The sequence below is a fragment of the Alteromonas stellipolaris genome (genome assembly GCF_001562115.1).
In the GTDB taxonomy this organism is placed as follows: Bacteria; Pseudomonadota; Gammaproteobacteria; order Enterobacterales; family Alteromonadaceae; genus Alteromonas; species Alteromonas stellipolaris.
The window spans coordinates 3666381-3682808 of record NZ_CP013926.1; the positions used below are offsets into that span (position 1 = coordinate 3666381).

9 protein-coding genes are annotated in these 16428 nt (G+C 43.6%); 3 read left to right on the forward strand and 6 right to left on the reverse strand.

Going from position 1 to position 16428, the window contains the following annotated elements:
- Window positions 1-12: 12 nt before the first annotated feature.
- From AVL57_RS15665 to AVL57_RS15675, 3 genes are all read left to right on the forward strand, one after another.
- Window positions 13-1428, forward strand: coding sequence for a glutamate synthase small subunit GltD family protein (locus AVL57_RS15665; protein ID WP_057789763.1), 1416 nt, complete (start codon window positions 13-15; stop codon window positions 1426-1428).
- Window positions 1429-1704: 276 nt separating this feature from the next.
- Window positions 1705-2172: a hypothetical protein gene (locus tag AVL57_RS15670; protein ID WP_057789760.1), complete on the forward strand. Its 468-nt coding sequence runs from the start codon at window positions 1705-1707 to the stop codon at window positions 2170-2172.
- A complete protein-coding gene (locus tag AVL57_RS15675) occupies window positions 2172-2396 on the forward strand; it encodes a helix-turn-helix transcriptional regulator (protein WP_057789758.1) in 225 nt (74 codons plus the stop codon). The genes AVL57_RS15670 and AVL57_RS15675 overlap by 1 nt, the downstream gene beginning before the upstream one ends.
- Window positions 2397-2517: 121 nt before the next feature.
- Here AVL57_RS15675 and AVL57_RS21435 read toward each other — a convergent pair whose 3' ends face one another.
- The 6 genes from AVL57_RS21435 to AVL57_RS15700 all read right to left on the reverse strand — a co-directional run bounded on the left by AVL57_RS21435 (window position 2518) and on the right by AVL57_RS15700 (window position 16056).
- Window positions 2518-4233, reverse strand: a complete 1716-nt coding sequence (locus AVL57_RS21435) for a pectate lyase family protein (RefSeq protein ID WP_252372463.1) — start codon at window positions 4231-4233, stop codon at window positions 2518-2520.
- The gene (locus tag AVL57_RS15680) at window positions 4196-8653 is read right to left on the reverse strand and encodes a pectinesterase (protein WP_232363267.1); all 4458 of its coding nucleotides are present in this window, start codon (window positions 8651-8653) and stop codon (window positions 4196-4198) included. The genes AVL57_RS21435 and AVL57_RS15680 overlap by 38 nt, the downstream gene beginning before the upstream one ends.
- A gap of 98 nt (window positions 8654-8751) precedes the next feature.
- Entirely contained in the window at window positions 8752-11688 is a 2937-nt protein-coding gene (locus AVL57_RS15685; protein WP_057789756.1) for a TonB-dependent receptor, read from the reverse strand.
- Between the two features lie 138 nt (window positions 11689-11826).
- Complete coding sequence (locus tag AVL57_RS15690; RefSeq protein WP_231751132.1) at window positions 11827-13170, reverse strand: pectate lyase family protein; 1344 nt, start codon at window positions 13168-13170, stop codon at window positions 11827-11829.
- Window positions 13167-13910 (reverse strand): IclR family transcriptional regulator, encoded by a 744-nt coding sequence (locus tag AVL57_RS15695; RefSeq protein ID WP_057789754.1) that lies wholly within the window; start codon window positions 13908-13910, stop codon window positions 13167-13169. Before AVL57_RS15695 ends, AVL57_RS15690 begins: the two co-directional genes overlap by 4 nt.
- Before the next feature lie 109 nt (window positions 13911-14019).
- On the reverse strand, window positions 14020-16056 hold the full coding sequence (locus AVL57_RS15700; protein ID WP_063456795.1) for a pectate lyase family protein: 2037 nt from the start codon (window positions 16054-16056) through the stop codon (window positions 14020-14022).
- Window positions 16057-16428: the final 372 nt, after the last annotated feature.

Here is a 16428-nt window from a genome sequence, read left to right on the forward strand (position 1 = left end):
GGAGAAAAGTTTATGGCAAAGAACGTATACCAGTTTGTCGATGTTGAACGTATCGATCCGCCGAAAAAGCCGATCATGGTGCGTAAACACGAGTTCGCTGAAATTTATCAGCCGTTAAGTCAGTCACAAACCGAAGGCCAGGCAGATCGCTGCTTGGACTGCGGTAACCCGTATTGCGAATGGAAATGCCCAGTACATAACTACATTCCTCAATGGTTAGACCTTGCCAATGAAGGCCGTATTATTGAGGCGGCTGAGTTATCGCACAAAACCAATAGCTTGCCAGAAGTATGTGGCCGTGTTTGTCCTCAAGACAGACTATGCGAAGGGGCATGTACCCTAAATGACGACTTTGGCGCGGTAACTATCGGTAGTATTGAAAAATACATTACCGATACCGCATTTAAAATGGGCTGGCGCCCAGATATGTCTGACGTAGTTTGGACAGATAAGAAAGTCGCTATTGTAGGTGCGGGCCCAGCCGGATTAGCTTGTGCCGACATTCTTGTTCGAAACGGTGTGAAGCCTGTTGTATTCGACAAGTATGAAGAAATTGGCGGCTTGCTAACCTTTGGTATTCCATCATTTAAGCTTGAAAAAGACGTGATTAAGCTTCGCCGCGAAATCTTTACCGACATGGGTGTTGAGTTTGTACTTAAGACTGAAATTGGTAAAGACATTGAAATGCAAACCCTGCTAGATGACTACGACGCTGTGTTCTTAGGCATGGGGACGTATAAATCGATGCAAGGCGGCTTTGAAAATGAACATGTACACGGTGTTCATGATGCCCTGCCTTTCCTTATCTCAAACACAAACCGCGTGATGGGTCTTGAAAAAGACGAAGCCGACTTTGTTGATATGAAAGGCAAACGCGTAGTGGTTCTTGGGGGTGGTGATACCACCATGGACTGTGTACGTACGTCTATCCGCCAAGAAGCCGACCGCGTAATATGTGCTTATCGTCGAGATGAAGAAAGCATGCCTGGCTCTCGCCGAGAAGTGGTTAACGCAAAAGAAGAAGGGGTTGAATTCATGTTCAACATTCAACCTTTAGACATTGCTGTTGATAGTGAAGGCAACGCATGCGGTGTTAAATTCGTAAAAACCGAAATGGGCCCACCGGATATTAACGGCCGTCGTCGCCCCGTTGAAATTGAAGGTTCAGAGCACGTGGTTGAAGCAGATGCAATTATTATCGCGTTTGGTTTCCAGCCTAGCCCTGCCCCTTGGTTTGCTGAGTTTGGCATTATGCTAGACGAAAAAGGTCGCGTACGCGCCCCTGCTGCCGGTAAATATGCTTTCCAAACATCACACCCGCAAATCTTTGCTGGCGGTGATATGGTGCGTGGTAGTGACCTTGTGGTTACGGCTATCGATGAAGGCAGAAAAGCTGCAGACGGTATTATGGATTATATTGGCGTTTAATATCGACATGTGAAACAGCACGTTAACCGTGCCTCGTTGCACGTAATCTATTTAAAAGCTCGCTTAGGCGAGCTTTTTTGTGGCCAGCATATCTAAACCTTCAAAGAAATCCGCCTAGGGTACTTTCACCTACTACAACATCGCCTACAACATACTTTGTAACAACCTACCACAAGCTTTCTACAAGCACAAATGTATAGTATATTTAACATCAAGTTATATTTAATATACACAAAGTAAAACTTAATCACCATTAATAGGGCGCGGAGAAAAATAATGATTTCGTTCAGAGAGAAAAGTTTGTGGGTGTCTTTGCTAGTATCTGCGGTGATCGCCTCTATCTTTGGAGATAGCGTATACACACTTATGTTTTTGCAACCAAATACTAGCCTAGATGACACCACCGCCCTCATCATGCGAATTACTATTGCCTTCATAATCTTAGAGGTAGCTTTACACATCGCGTTAGCAATGAACCAGCAAGAAGATGCTAACATCCCTGAAGATGAGCGAGAGCGTTATCATCGACTTACCGCAAACAATGCGGGCTACTGGGTGCTATCAGCTGGTATTGTTAGTTGTGTGATACAGCAGATGATCAATAACCATATCGATTTTGACGTGCAAAATAGCTATAGCAATTATGCTCTTGCACCTATTGAGCTAAAATTAGTCCTTATTTTTTGGCTCTCGGAAGTAACCCGATTTGGTACTGAGATTTACTACTTCCGGAAAGAAAGTTAATGACGGCTAAATACACAATTACCAACAATATAAGAACCTTACGCTTTCTTGTCGATGAAATGACTCAGCAAGAGCTCGCGTCAAAGGTGGGCGTTACGCGACAAACTATCATGGCAATTGAAAAAGGAAAATACTCCCCTTCCCTTGAAGTCGCCTTCAAAATTGCCTTGGTATTTAATAAGCCCTTTAATGAGGTATTTCAGTATTCGAAAGAGGGGGAGTGATGCCATTAATACGCTAAAGCTAATACCTTAGAGACGTGCGTTTTAAGATATTTTTCTGACATTCAAAAGCGCCATTATCTTCTCAATAATGGCGCTTTTCAACTCATCATCAGTTTGCGTATTAGTGTTTACCTGGAATAGCAGACATATCTTGGATAATCTTACCTACGCCAGAGTGATTAATAACACGCTGCTTCACGACATCTGCGTTTTCAAGCACATAATCGTAAGGTACTTCAAAACTTGATGTAGGAGTTGCATCTGGCCCAGCGACAACATCCCCTTCTTCAGGCTCAGACCACGTGACTCCCTCACCGAATACGTTACCCGATGTGTTCCAATACCCAATAACATCGGAGTAAAAAGATACTATTGGGTTTTTGGTATTCTCGAACACGTTGTTCTCAATTTGTAACTCAGCACCAATTCTCGAATTGATGGCGGTAGAGGATATTTGGTTATAGTAGTTATTATACAAATGCCCGTGGCCATAGCGAAATAATGGCAATCGAGATTCAATATTCTCAAAGCGATTGTGATGGAAGGTAATTAAGCGCTCAGTGCTTGCACTGCTAGTATCGCTTTCGGTATGACCGTGCAACGATGCCTTCCAGTGATCATGCAGATAATTGTATGAAATAGTAATATTTTTTGCGCCCCGTTTACTATCAACTAACCCATCGTAAAAATCTTTATCTACCGCTAAGGTGCTATATAACTCGTTATGGTCGATCCAAATATTGCTTGTGCTTGAACCGTCGTTATCACCTTCAATAGAGATAGCATCTTTACCTTCTGTAAGTACATGGTGGATACGTAAGTTGCGAATTATCACATTATTGGCACGTTTAATTAAAATACCAATTCCATCAAATTCACCTCTGTTGGCCACACCAATAATCGACACATCATTCATATCACGTATTTCAATGGCAGACCCCGTGCCTCCTGAGTTGGCATCAGTAATAGTGCCATCAACATAAATCGTTATCGGTGTATTCGCTGCACTTGCATTATCCAGTGCAGTCTTTAAATCCAAACCGTTATCCACAGTAACGACCGTTCCACCCGCTCCACCAGTTAAATCGAAACTATACTGTGCGAAGCCGCTTGCCGTAAAGGTAGGTGCCGGCGCAATCTCTGGTACATTGGGTGCTTGCGGTTCCCAGCCTTCACCATTGTTAAAATGAGAAAAAATATCACTTCGATTGGTAAGCGCAGCAACCTCACTCTCAGATAAAATGTACACGAACTCTCTAGCTGAAAGATCTAGTGGGTTACCGTTGATGTCCATACTGCCATACTCGCGCCAGCCTGCCGTCGATGTTGCTGGACTAGGATTGGTAGCGGGTTGGTTTCGAACGCCTTCACCCGCCCAGCCCCTAGTCGCTATGTGAGTATCAAATCGATTATTAATAAGGGTGATATTATCGAAGTAATCCGCACTTCCACCACTGCGTGCAATATAGGTTGAGTTATCAAGTACACCGTTACCGATAGGACCTGGTCCATGGGTAAATTGATTGTTCAGGAAAATAAAACCTTTATTGGTAATCTCAGGAACTCTCGCCTGCAGAATGTACCCACCTGCGGTGTCTTCCTCTGGATCTCCATTTTTAGAATCACCAATTGTTCGAATTTCACTCTCTTCAAACAACGCAGTATCAACATAGCCCCAGATGAAATCTACATTGCCTGCCACTAACGATTGGTAGAACCAACTAAAGCCTTTAAGCAAGAGCGTATCTTGTTCACTGACAAAGTTCATACGCACCGCGGTTAATCTTCCGGCATCGCTATTAAAATAATAGTGTTTCTGCTTGGTTTGAATAGGCATTACTTCGAATATGTGAATTTTTCAGAGTAAAGTTATTAAAGGTTAAGTCATCTACGCCCTCTATAAGAAACACACTTCTGCCGCCTGAAGGAGTCCCTGTTGAGGGCGCTTCGCTTTTGCCACTCCCGCTGTTAAAGCTTTCAAAGTTGTCGTAATAAACAAGGGTATTGTCACGGCTCTCTCCTTGCAAAGTAACCTTATTGTTACCCCGTAAGAACAGCATTTCTTGATATTCACCGTCTCTAATCGTGACGTTCGACGGTGTTTCAACAGGGACATTTTGCATAATGTGATTAAGCGCGCCCTGCACCGTGCGAAAATCGGCCTCAGCGTCGTCATCAACGACAATCGAATTGCCTGAAGGAGCGGCCTCTCGAGTACTAAAGGCCCAATCCGCATCTTTCCCAAGGCCTACAAACGTTTCTCCATTCAGAGTACCGCTGGTTAAGACGTTATCCCCAATAGATACATAGTAAGAATGACCGTAATCGAGTGCATTTGTATGCGGCTTAACTACAAGTGAATTCCCCTTAACGTAAACTGGACGATAATTAACTTTGCGTTGTCTTTCCTGGCCTTTGAAACCAATGTAGTCGGTATCACCAGCTACATTCACCACATCGACAAGCGTATCGTCAGAAGCGTTGTAAATGCGAATTTCACCGCTACTCCCTAACGTGGGCGTATCGTCAAACGTTAAGGTGAGTAGCGTATCGACATAAGCATTTTGATTGCCAGAACTGGGGATCGTATCCGCAGACAAATCACCATAAGCGGCCGTCGGCATAATAAATCCTTCCTCGACAGTAACAGCAATGTGCTTTACTAACGTGGGGTCAGAACCCGATGTGATTGTGACTATCGCATTTCCTTCAGCCGTAGGCGTAAGTGTCACCTGCGGGCCATCTTGAGCAATCGTTAATACATTGGCATCACTGGTTGTTACGGTAAATGTATCTTCGGTAATACCATCATCTTGCACTGCGGTGACATAGATAAACAACGGATCGCTACTGGTGGTGGTTTCCCAATTAGGCTCTTTATAATCAAGCGTAAGCTGAACCGGCTTTACCAACGGGTTTCCAACCTTGAGGTCATCTAATTCAAAAGATCTGTTGTTGGTAAAAATTCCTATTAAACCCGCTGCGTTATAGGTTGAATCCACAGTACTCCCCATGTTTTCACCATCAAGGTAAACCGTTAGGTTTTCACCATCCATGTCAAAACGTACTCGATACCACGTGCCATCAGTTTCCTCTTTTTCACCTAGCAAGATAGGTGATTTTTTCTGTACAGGACGGGCAATGCTCCCATCAGTACTAATCGCCACTTCAACTTGCGTGCTACTCGATGAATTTTGTATATTAAGTCCACCAGCGTACCAGTTGCCAGCACTAACATAACGCCCCATTAAGAAAAGTTGTTTGTTACGAGTAGTACTATTTTGACGCGGACGAATACGGGCTTCGACATAATAATTGCCGCTTTCAGGCAACCCACTTAGTGCCGTTTCTTTAACTAACAAAATTTCCCCGCCTTCGCCACCAGCGGTATAACGAAGAACGTTGTTGCCATCATCATCAAGAATATCGAATACGCCTTGAGGTCCGTTAGTGCCTGCATCGTCTGCAATCAGGGTAAAGTTATCCAATGAACCTTCTGCAAAATCGTCACAAAAATAAAGTTCAGGCTCGCTATCACAATTGAACTGACTATTGTTAGGCGCATCACCAACGTAGGCGATGACCACGTTATCAATCACTACTTTACCGCCACTTTCAGTTCGCATTTGAAGAAACGACGTGGGCGTTGCAACCAATCCTTCTATCGTCAACTTTTGGCCTGGTATGAGGGAGGTAATGAGTTCGCTGTAGAACTTAGAATCACTGCCATGTATCGACTTACCACTACTACTGGTATTGTTATCGACATAGATTTGGAAGTTGTTATTAGCTTCGGCATCTTCTATAGCAATCACATCCATGCTAATCGTGTATTCACGGCTTAAATCAAGCACGCCAGTCGTGGTGGTATCTTCAGCTGTGGTATCGATTTCAGGAGTGGTATTGCCCAACGTGAATCGAGCGCTGTCCATAGATAATTCGCCGTCAGTGATGGTAATACCTGAACCACCACCGGTAACACTATAAAAAGGCGTAGTAGCATCGGTCGCTTTATACTCTGCACTAAAGAAAGTATCGATATCGGTTTCAAACGTTTCATCTAACAATACATTCGCTTCGATATACTCAATATGAATATTGTCGATTACGACAACTGAGCCACTTTCGGTTCTAAATTGTAGGTATGAATTTGGTGTCGCTACCTGCCCCTCTACGGTCATGGTAGTCCCTGCTACTAAATCAACCACCGGCTCATTAAAGAAACGTGAATCTCCCCCTAAGTGTGAATTAGCGCTACCTGACGTATTATTATCTACGTAAATTTGGAAGTGATTATCGCCTTCGGTATCTTCCGCTGAGATAACATCGAATACCACCGTGTATGGCCGACTTAAATCGAGTGCGCCGGTAGAAGATGTATCGTCAGACGAGCTTATTACATCCGGCTCAGTGTTTCCTAACGTGAAACGACCACCATCCAGTTCAATACCGGTTGCAACCTGAGTTACAGAGCCGCCGGTAATACTAAGCATAGGAACTTGTTCACCCTCCCCATTTTCTATTGCAGCAAAATTAGTTGAAAATATATCTTCACTCTCTTCGGCAAAGCTGAGCGACAGGGGTAGCGATACACTTGGAATAATAACGGGTTCTTCAGGCTCGGTAGGATCCGGTTCTGACGGCGGAGGCGGTTCAACCGCATCTGCTATCGTCTCAATTTTTAAATTATCAATGGTAATCGTTGCACTTGAGTCTGTGCGTAATTGGAAGAAGCTATTAGTGATACTGCTGTCGAGTATTTTGGCATCTGGAGCCGTGGGATCACCACCGCCAATATCGTCGCCAGGCTCGTAGGTATAAGTGAAACGTTCACCCGCCACTATAGCGCCATCCGCTAAACCTTCACTCACAAATTTAGAGGCAGCACCATGTACAGAGTTATCTTGTCCTGTCGTGTTGTTGTCGACATAAAGCGAGAATGACCCACCACTATTATGAGAAATAACATCGAAGCTAATGGTAAAACCTTCACTCAGGTTGTAAATACCCGAGCCTACGGTATTAGATGAAGATGTGTTTGCACCAGGGTTTTGAGCGGCGTTTCCAATGCTAAACCGATCGCCTTCCAAGGTAAGCTGTCCTGTAGTAGCATCAACTAATGGGCTACCACCGGTAACGTAATAAAGCGCACCAGCATCAGGCTCGTCACTTAGACGTTTATATGAAGATGAAAAAAATGTATCTGTATCGGTATCAAAATTCTCTTCTAGTGCGGCTTGAATAGCGTTCGCGGCCTCCTCTAACTTCATCAATTGTGCGTCAGACTGTGCTTGAGTAAAAGCGAACAAATACGCTGCGGGATCGTCTTTAGCCAGACAACTTTCAACTTGTAGTGCTAACGCGTTAGTCGTGGCTTCTTCGCCCGATACCACACAAAGGCTGTATACATCGTTTACCGTATTGTAAGCCCGAGAAATAAGGTGCTCAGTCTGATCGTCATAATTTAACGTAATGACTTTTCTGCCAAATGAAAACGTGTAACTGCCAGTAACGTTAGTTTCGCCGTGAACCCGTACAAAACCACCTGCTAAATTTGTTTCATCGCTTGGTGTAAAGGTATAAGTGGCTTGAGAAACCGTACGCCCTTTAATGTTTGGGGCGTATATTTCCCCAGTAAATTTTGTCACATCAAAGGTATTTGGAAACAATGTACCAAGATCAGTTTCAAGATAATTGACGAAGTGAGTTACGGCAGTTGCTTTATCAACAAGGGTACTACTCGCCCCGCCAGCCGAGCCTAGCCAAATTTCTACGTCGGCGGCAAAATCAGCATCTGATTGATTAAAGAAATCACCAAGTGACTGCCCGTCATCAAGGGTGGCCACTGCCACATTAGCCGCGCTATCGCTAACCGATATACCGTTGCTAGCATCGCCATCAATATCTAACGATTGAAGCAAACGAATGGTATTCACTACCGATTGATTAAATGGGTTGTCGGTAGCGAATAAATCGAGAGGTGATATAACACTAGATGCTGGCGCATCAGGAAATATGAGGTCACCTATATGAAAGCTTAGTTGCTCACCTCTAAAATAAGAAAACTCTCCACTGGCATTGGTTACGCCATCGGGGACCGATGCAGATGTATAACCCAACCCCGACACCGGACTGTCTACAAACACCCCTGTTAATGCGGGATCTGGGGGAAGGGTGACATTAGTGTTGCTTTTTTCGCCGCAGGCGCTAATGAGAATAACACCGCCCACAAGGGCTGCTATTTTTGTGAGTTTCATAGTACTCAATCTCCATTTTCTACTGGGCGCACTACGTCTTAAATTGTCCGCTCCAGCGATATAGGGTGGATAAAGCCGGGTTACCCCAGCACAAACAATTAGTAGAACTTAATATTTACGCCAAGCTGATAGCTGCGGCCATACTCTTCCTTTTGAAACAGCACATTACCGCCACTTAAGGCATTGCCTTCGAAATAGCGCAAGTCGGCTTCATCGGTAAGGTTAATTGCATCGAAATAGACTTGGGCATAATCAGTGATGTCGTACTGAAGTTTGAAGTCGAGACTTTTCACATCGTCTTGATATTGGTCACCCCATACCTTACAAGCTTTTGGATCGTTCAAATTAGCAGTGCCTGGACAGGAGCCAATTTGCTCAAGAACTTCTGAGCGCATATTGCCAATCAATCGAGCCGAAAAGGTTTTACTTTCCCACCCTACAACAAGATTAAATGTTGTATCAGCCTGATCCGGTAAGGCCACAGTTCCCTGACGAATACTGCTATCTAAAGTGGCTTCGCTATCTAGCAAAGTCGCGTTGCTTTGCAAGAAAAAACCATTTTCAAAGTATTGATTGTAGCTAAGCTCTATCCCAAATACGGTGGCTTTGTCCCCATTAACGGTAATGTTGATTTCGTTGAGGTATAAGTCTTGTGGAATGACAAACTCGGTCACCTGATTAACCGGTAACGTAAGGGGAAGTTCATCAAGCGACATGCCTATACCGTTAACATCAACAATAAAATTATCGATGTCTTTGTAAAACACAGCCGCTTCCATGAATAGGTTTTCGCTAGGATACCATCCAATTGATGCATCGTAGTTAATCGAGGTCATTGCCAATAAATTAGGATTGCCAACATCTAATGCGTTGTCAGAGCCCAATACAAACTGGCTAAGCTGTTGTAACGAAGCGCCACCTTGGCTATCGTCACAGTCATCAGAGCCCGGAGGGCACAGCTCAATATCACTATCAAAAATGGCATATGCGCGTGCTTGTTTAAATGATGGACGCGTAAAGCTGGTCCATACCGCTCCCCGAACTAACAAGGTTTCAGAGGGCTCCCATTTCACATGTGCGCTTGGGAAAAACTCACTGTATTTGATGGTTGCATCAGGAAGAGGAATAGCAATATCTAACGTACCCGCTCCTGCCCCATTGAACTCAAAGTCATCGTTTTCAAGTGACATATAACCCGCAGATGAAAATTCTGTTTGTGCCCAACGAACGCCCGTTGTTAACGTAGCGTCAGCTCCAAGTGGAAGTTCCGCCATTGCGTAGACTGCTTGTGTATCTTCAACAATGCTGTAGTCGCCTTTAGTACTTTCTATTGATACTTCACCGTTGGTCGCGGGCACCACCGTTTGCCGTGTAGCATTAACGATTTCATCAACAACACTACGACTTTCGAAGGGCAGTTGAAAGGCGCTGTTGTCAGGAATACTACTTTCATAATCGGCCAAAGTGGAATTAACAGCCGCAATGCAAACCTCGTCGCTACAATCACTCGCAGAAGGATCGAAACTCCACCGGTCTTTATTACGCACATGGTCTCGTTCGGTAACTTCGGCACCTATCTTAATGAAGTCTAACCAGTCGTTAAAAACATCGGCGCGTAAATTCAAACTGAAGGTTTTAATCTCATCAACACGGTCGCCTCCTTCGAGAAACAAATTATCGAATTGATAATTGGAAAGGTCAGAGCCATCTCCACTTCCCGACGTGCCAAATATGCTGTTATTGGGGTCATAAGAAAGACCAGCGATACCTGCTGCTTCATCTGGACTAAGCGTTTTTGCGCGTATGTTATCTCTAGATGCTTGGCCATATACAATCAGGTCGCGCTCGCGAAATTGAACCCGCCTATCACCGTTTGAGTCTTCGTCAGAACGAGACTGGGCATACTCATAATCGAACACAAATCTATCGGCAATTCTATTTTCTCCCCCGATACTGAAGGTCGCCGTTTTGTTCTCACTTTCTTGAATAAAATGCTGATGAAAAACATCGATATCACTGAGAATAAATTCTTTTGTTTGGCTGTTTACGTAAACAATTTCCCCATTACCTACCGAACCGGCATCTTGAAAGTCGTAGAATTCCCTTAAGGCTAAATCGTCGTCTTCGAATTGCGTGTACGTTCCTTTAACATAGTAGTACGCATCTGCAGAAGGCTTGTATTCAATATTAAGCGCTGCAGCTTGTCGGGTTCTCCCCGCTATTTCTCGGCGAACTTCAAGCTGAGCCGGAGCGAGAATTTCGTCTCCCGCAGCAATTTCTTCCTCGGTTTTACCTAAATCAGCCGTGTAAAACTTCATTTCGTTACTACTATGATGACGGGTTTCGTCTATTTGCGTTTTTCGGTCTTCATGTGAAAGCGCAAATCCTATGCCAAGGGTGTTCTCAAGAAAAAATTGAGTCCCGTCAATGCTAAATTTAGGTGAATGGGCTTCACGAGCATCTGAATATGCATCTTGAATGCGCATTTTGAGGGTGTTCTTTCCTCGATCAAACGCCGATATTGCTTTTACGTTAACGGTGCCGCCAATCGAATTTAAATTCTGATCTGGGGTCAGCGTTTTCAGTACCTCAATGGTTCCTAATAAATCAGCGGGCAGCGCATCTAGGCCTACTTTGCGCTCTTCGCCTGCGCCTGACATCTGTGAACCGTTCATGTTGATAGATACAAAACCAGGCCCAAGGCCTCGAACCGTTACGTACTTCCCTTCACCTTCAGAACGCTGCAGCGTAACACCAGGCAACCGTCTAAGAGACTCAGCAACGTTTTGATCAACAAAATTTCCTAAATCGTCGGTTGAAATAACAGAACTAAACCCGCTTTTCATCCGCTCTAAATCACGAGCTTTCAAATCGGCTTGTTTAACCCCTTTTACTTCAACTACTTCTATATCATCAGGGGTGTCACTAGCTTGGGTTTGTTCAGTTTGATCTTCTATCGACTCATTGGTTTGTGCCATGCCTGAAAAGGCTGTGGAAACCGTTAGCGCAAGCGCTGTCCATTTAAACACTTTCATGTTTTGAACTCCTAAATTCCAAAATCAACACAGCGCTGTAGGTGCCTTTGCCGTGCCACCGGTGGCATTATCACTCAAAAGGAAAAGATTTCACATTAAAATTAACCACTTCTTAACAAAATATTAAAATATGAATCATTAATGCTGATTTGGAGTAATTCCAGCAAGTATTTGCCACTTTTCGTCACTAACAGGTTGCTGAATTTTAATGTTGGAAGGTATTTTCAGGTTAAAGTATTCGTTGTAGTCTTCCCATGCCATTACATCTAACTCATTATCTATAATTCCCTTTTCATACATATACGTATTAGTTGTTAGCTGGGCAAGAATCCGAGTATCGACAGGGTCTAATTGCATACCGTACCGAGTTTGATTTGCGCCTATATTCCTGTTAATGATCAATGTATTCCAGCTCGCTTCTGCACTTACAATAGGGTCATTCAGCGCATCAATCGCCTTTGTATTAAGCGGCTTATCCACTAAGACGTTGTCTAATATAAGCTGTGCGGATGGGGTATTTAACTTAAGATTCTTTACAACAACACCTAACCGGTTATTAGATGTCATCTGTGGATGAGAACGCATTACGTTGTCGGCAATAAAAACCGACGTTGCGGGATTATCAAGCGCCCATATTTGATAGAACCACACTTTCTGTGTAGCTGGTCCTGGCACGTATACATTACCTACAAGGTTGGCTTTCCCATTTTCCCCTCCATAGGTTGAGTTGCTCTGCCAATTGGCAATTATGTTGTTTCTGATGTCGACAAATTCATTTTTCTGAGCATAAAGAGGCTTAAGCCGCCACCCATTAATTCTAGGATTTCGGCTGGTGTGGTTTGCAAGTAAATTCTGTATAAAACTTGCATTGCTTCCCCCCCATATCCCGCCATACCCATGGTTACCCTTGTGGTGCCCCGCATTATTCAGGCTCTCAGATAGAATGCTGTTTTGAAGTGTGAACCGTTCGTTGTTGTAGAAAGATCCTACTTCGTCGCTAGACCAGCTAAGAGAACAATGGTCTATTATGACATCTTTTGTGTTGCGTACCGTGAGGGCATCGCCCTCTTCGCTTGAGCGGCCAGGCCGAAAGCGCAAGTGCCGAAAAATAACCTGATTAGCCTCTATGCTGGTAGAAGCTCCTGAAATAACGATGCCTCTAGGGGAAGTATGCCCTGCGATAGTCACGTTTCCATGTTTTATTTCAAGCTCTTTCTCCAAGTGAATAATGCCTGAAACGCTAAACACGATGAGCCGAGGATAAGCCTGTCTTACTGCCCACCTAAGCGTACCTTTTTGAGGGGATTTAGCATTATCATTTAATGACGAAACTACTAGGACTCTTCCACGGTTTCCGCCTTCTGTATACTTTCCAAATCCTCTTGCCCCATCAAACGCTAACGGCGTGGCTTCACACCTAAATAAACCGCAATAGAAAAATACACACGATAGTATTACGCATCCAGATACTAAATATTTCACACTGATTCCTCTTCATCAGCAAGACTAAAGGTTAGGGGTATTCGAGCGATGGACTTTAGTTTTTCACCCCATGATTGTAATGTCTTGTAATCGAACTCTTTGCCTTCAAGTTCTACCGCCAACATGGCAACAAACTCTCCTTCTTTTGCAAATACAGGAACCGAAAGTAACGTTGCATTCCGTCTAGTGTAATAGCTCATGGCAAACCCACGAGTACATACTTCAGTCCGGTATTTCGTGGCTAGATTTTTATCGAAAAACGCTATTTTTTCAGAATCTTTAAGGCGTGTATAACGATTATGATATGTGAGCATAATATGACCTGGTGCAGAGTTAAAAAGTGGAAGTTTGCTTCCTGGACGAATGCTTGATATACGGCTTGGGCGCGCATCCAATACATCAATAACAAATGCACAATAATCGCCTGGCACACATATAATGGCACTGCAGTCTGAAGAAGCTAACAAAGAAGCAAGCGACGGTGCGATAAGCCTTTGAAGATGGCGGGCGCGAGAATTAGCCGCAGAAATTTCGTAAACTCTACTACCGTAAAAGTAGCGAGTTCCTCGTTTTTCAATTACCCGTTCACTCGACAACGTTCTTAGTAATCTAAATACAGATGTACGCGGTAGGTGAAGTGTCTCTTCAATTTGAGTAGCCGTTAATCCAGTTTTAGATTTAGCAATGAATTGACACAATTGAATTGCTTGAAAAACACTGGGAATAATATATCGCTCCATTCCTAACCTGCTCCAAATTTGAACAATCAGGCGATATTAACATGAATTTAATAAAATGCTACCGGTGGCATATAAAAGCGCCCACACCACAAGTTGGGCGCGTATTTATTTACTGTCTAGTCAATTCAAACATTTGATTGTCTGCTTGAGCAATACAAGTCCACTGAATTATATTGGCACCATTACCCCCGCCCTGCCCAGCTATATCAAGGCATAGCTCGCTGTTTCTTGCTACAATTCGCCACTTACCCGAACCGGCAGATTGAAAGCGGAACAGTTGATTATTGCCTCCACTATATTGCCACAATTGAACGTTCTCCCCTGCAGATGTCGAGTTATTTGATATCTCTAAACTCTGCTGCAATGCGTTTAATGGTGAGATACGGTGCCAAATTCCATCCACTTGCGAAATGGTAAATTTTTGACAATCATTGTCTAACCATTCCCATTGGCGAATATTTGAACCATTTGTAGTTCCGCAGTTGGCTACATCAAAACTTCGTCCGCTATGTACAGGGGTAATTCTATAGATTCCGTTCACCGTGCCATTGACAACATTTGAACCTCCATCACTACTGCCCCCTCCATTACTATCTAGCCCAAAATAAATTTCGAATTCAGCTATTTGAGGCGTCGATGATGATGAATCAATGACAAAGTTAAGTTTGCCTAAGCTTACATCTGAAAACGTTATGGGATCAGGAATAGTGTTACCTGATGTAATGATTGAACCAGTGTCGTTATTAACCAATCTCCAAGACGTAACGCGCCCTTCAGCACCACTTCTTTCTACAATTCGAACTGCGTTAATGGTTGTGTCCAACCCTTTGATACTAACGCGACCGGTTGAACCGTTAGGTGACCAATAGGTGCTGGTATCCCCATCTTTAACGTTGCCATAACTGGTACCACTTGCTTTTGAACTACCATCAGCATCGGCCGAGAGAGAGAGGTTAACGCCGGAAGGCGTATCGCCGTTATCACCGCCGCCGTTATCACCGCCGCCGTTATCACCGCCGCCGTTGTCACCACCGCCGTTGTCACCACCGCCGTTGTCACCACCGCCAGTAGTTCCACAACTACCGTCAGATACTTGCAAATTTTTATTCGCGCCAGCTGTTTGTTGCAAGATGTTGCGGACGCATGAGGCATTATCGAGAGTATAAGAATACGGGATGCCAACACTAGTGGTAGAAACCACGTTCGGACCGGCTGGCTGATAGTCATCGTCAGATGAACTCCATGTTACGCCGCTTCCAAAAATGTTCCCGGCTACCTGCCAATCGCCATCAGTCGTGGTATAAAACGTTCCCAACACATCTTTAGCATCTTCAAAATAGTTATTCTCAACTTTAACCTCAGCCCCTGCTCTTGAATTGATACCCGACGATTCAATACCGTCGTAATGATTGTTGTAAATATGCGCAGTGGCCCCTCGCACTAGAGGTACTCGCGAGTTTAAATTCTCAAAAATATTATGGTGATAGGTTAATGGCCCATTATTGACTTGGGATTCGCTTGAACCTACTAATCCCCCACGACCAGAGTTGAGCAAATGACTGTACGAAAGCGTGATATATTTTGAATTGTCCTTTACATCAAATAACCCGTCGTAACCCTCGCTTTCGCCGCCACTTGCTTCTAATGTTACGTGATCTACCCACACGTTTCGCACATCGGTTTCAATACCGATGGCATCGCCACCGTTAGATGTTGGTGAACCCGATTTTTTCACATTTCGAACGTGAACATTTCGTATAATAATGTTGGTAGAATTCCGTATGTGTATTCCAAGTTCATCAAACAAGGCACCTTGACCTACCCCTATAAGGGTTACGTTACTAATGTCTTTTAATTCAATTTTATCCTCTGCGGTATTGCAACTACTTCCCGACACTTTTTCAGTATTACCGTGATTTATAGTGCCTTCTACTTCGATGATAATCGGTGTTTCACTGGTGTTCCGATTACAGAGTGCCTCATGTATCTGTTTGCCCGTTGTTACGCGTACCACATCACCTCCTGCGCCACCGGTCGCACCCCCGTTTTGGGTATGAAAGCCCGAGCCATAAGCACCTGACATTGAGCACACAAGCAATACAGCAATCGAGGCTCTACCTTTCTTCAAATTAGTTATAACATTCATCTTTAATCCCTGAATTTTATTAAAAAAATAAAAATAAACTTTTACCAAAAACTAAGAAAACATTACCTTCAATTACTTCAAAAAAGATATTAAAGCTAAACTAAAGCAAAAGTTCACAAGCTATTTTAAATAAGTAAACCAACCACCAAATGCCACCGGTGGCAAATGTAGAGTAGTTTAATTTGAAAAAAATGTTAAATAAATATTAAAAATAATCGAGATCATTATTACTATCTTTTATCCCAAGGCTAATGGGCCATACTTTCAAGTAGATACTAGGGGGCATGATGATGATATTGGAATGCGTTATATAAAGAAGTACAAATAATAGGTTGAATACATAGCGCAAAAGATAAAAGTGGCCGCAATATA

Excerpts from the sequence above, each read along its gene's own strand:
- AVL57_RS15665 (WP_057789763.1), top strand. The coding sequence starts at position 13 with ATGGCAAAGAACGTATACCAGTTTGTCGATGTTGAACGTATCGATCCG.
- AVL57_RS15670 (WP_057789760.1), top strand. The coding sequence starts at position 1,705 with ATGATTTCGTTCAGAGAGAAAAGTTTGTGGGTGTCTTTGCTAGTATCT.
- AVL57_RS15675 (WP_057789758.1), top strand. The coding sequence starts at position 2,172 with ATGACGGCTAAATACACAATTACCAACAATATAAGAACCTTACGCTTT.
- AVL57_RS21435 (WP_252372463.1), bottom strand. The coding sequence starts at position 4,233 with ATGCCTATTCAAACCAAGCAGAAACACTATTATTTTAATAGCGATGCC.
- AVL57_RS15680 (WP_232363267.1), bottom strand. The coding sequence starts at position 8,653 with ATGAAACTCACAAAAATAGCAGCCCTTGTGGGCGGTGTTATTCTCATT.
- AVL57_RS15685 (WP_057789756.1), bottom strand. The coding sequence starts at position 11,688 with ATGAAAGTGTTTAAATGGACAGCGCTTGCGCTAACGGTTTCCACAGCC.
- AVL57_RS15695 (WP_057789754.1), bottom strand. The coding sequence starts at position 13,910 with ATGGAGCGATATATTATTCCCAGTGTTTTTCAAGCAATTCAATTGTGT.
- AVL57_RS15700 (WP_063456795.1), bottom strand. The coding sequence starts at position 16,056 with ATGAATGTTATAACTAATTTGAAGAAAGGTAGAGCCTCGATTGCTGTA.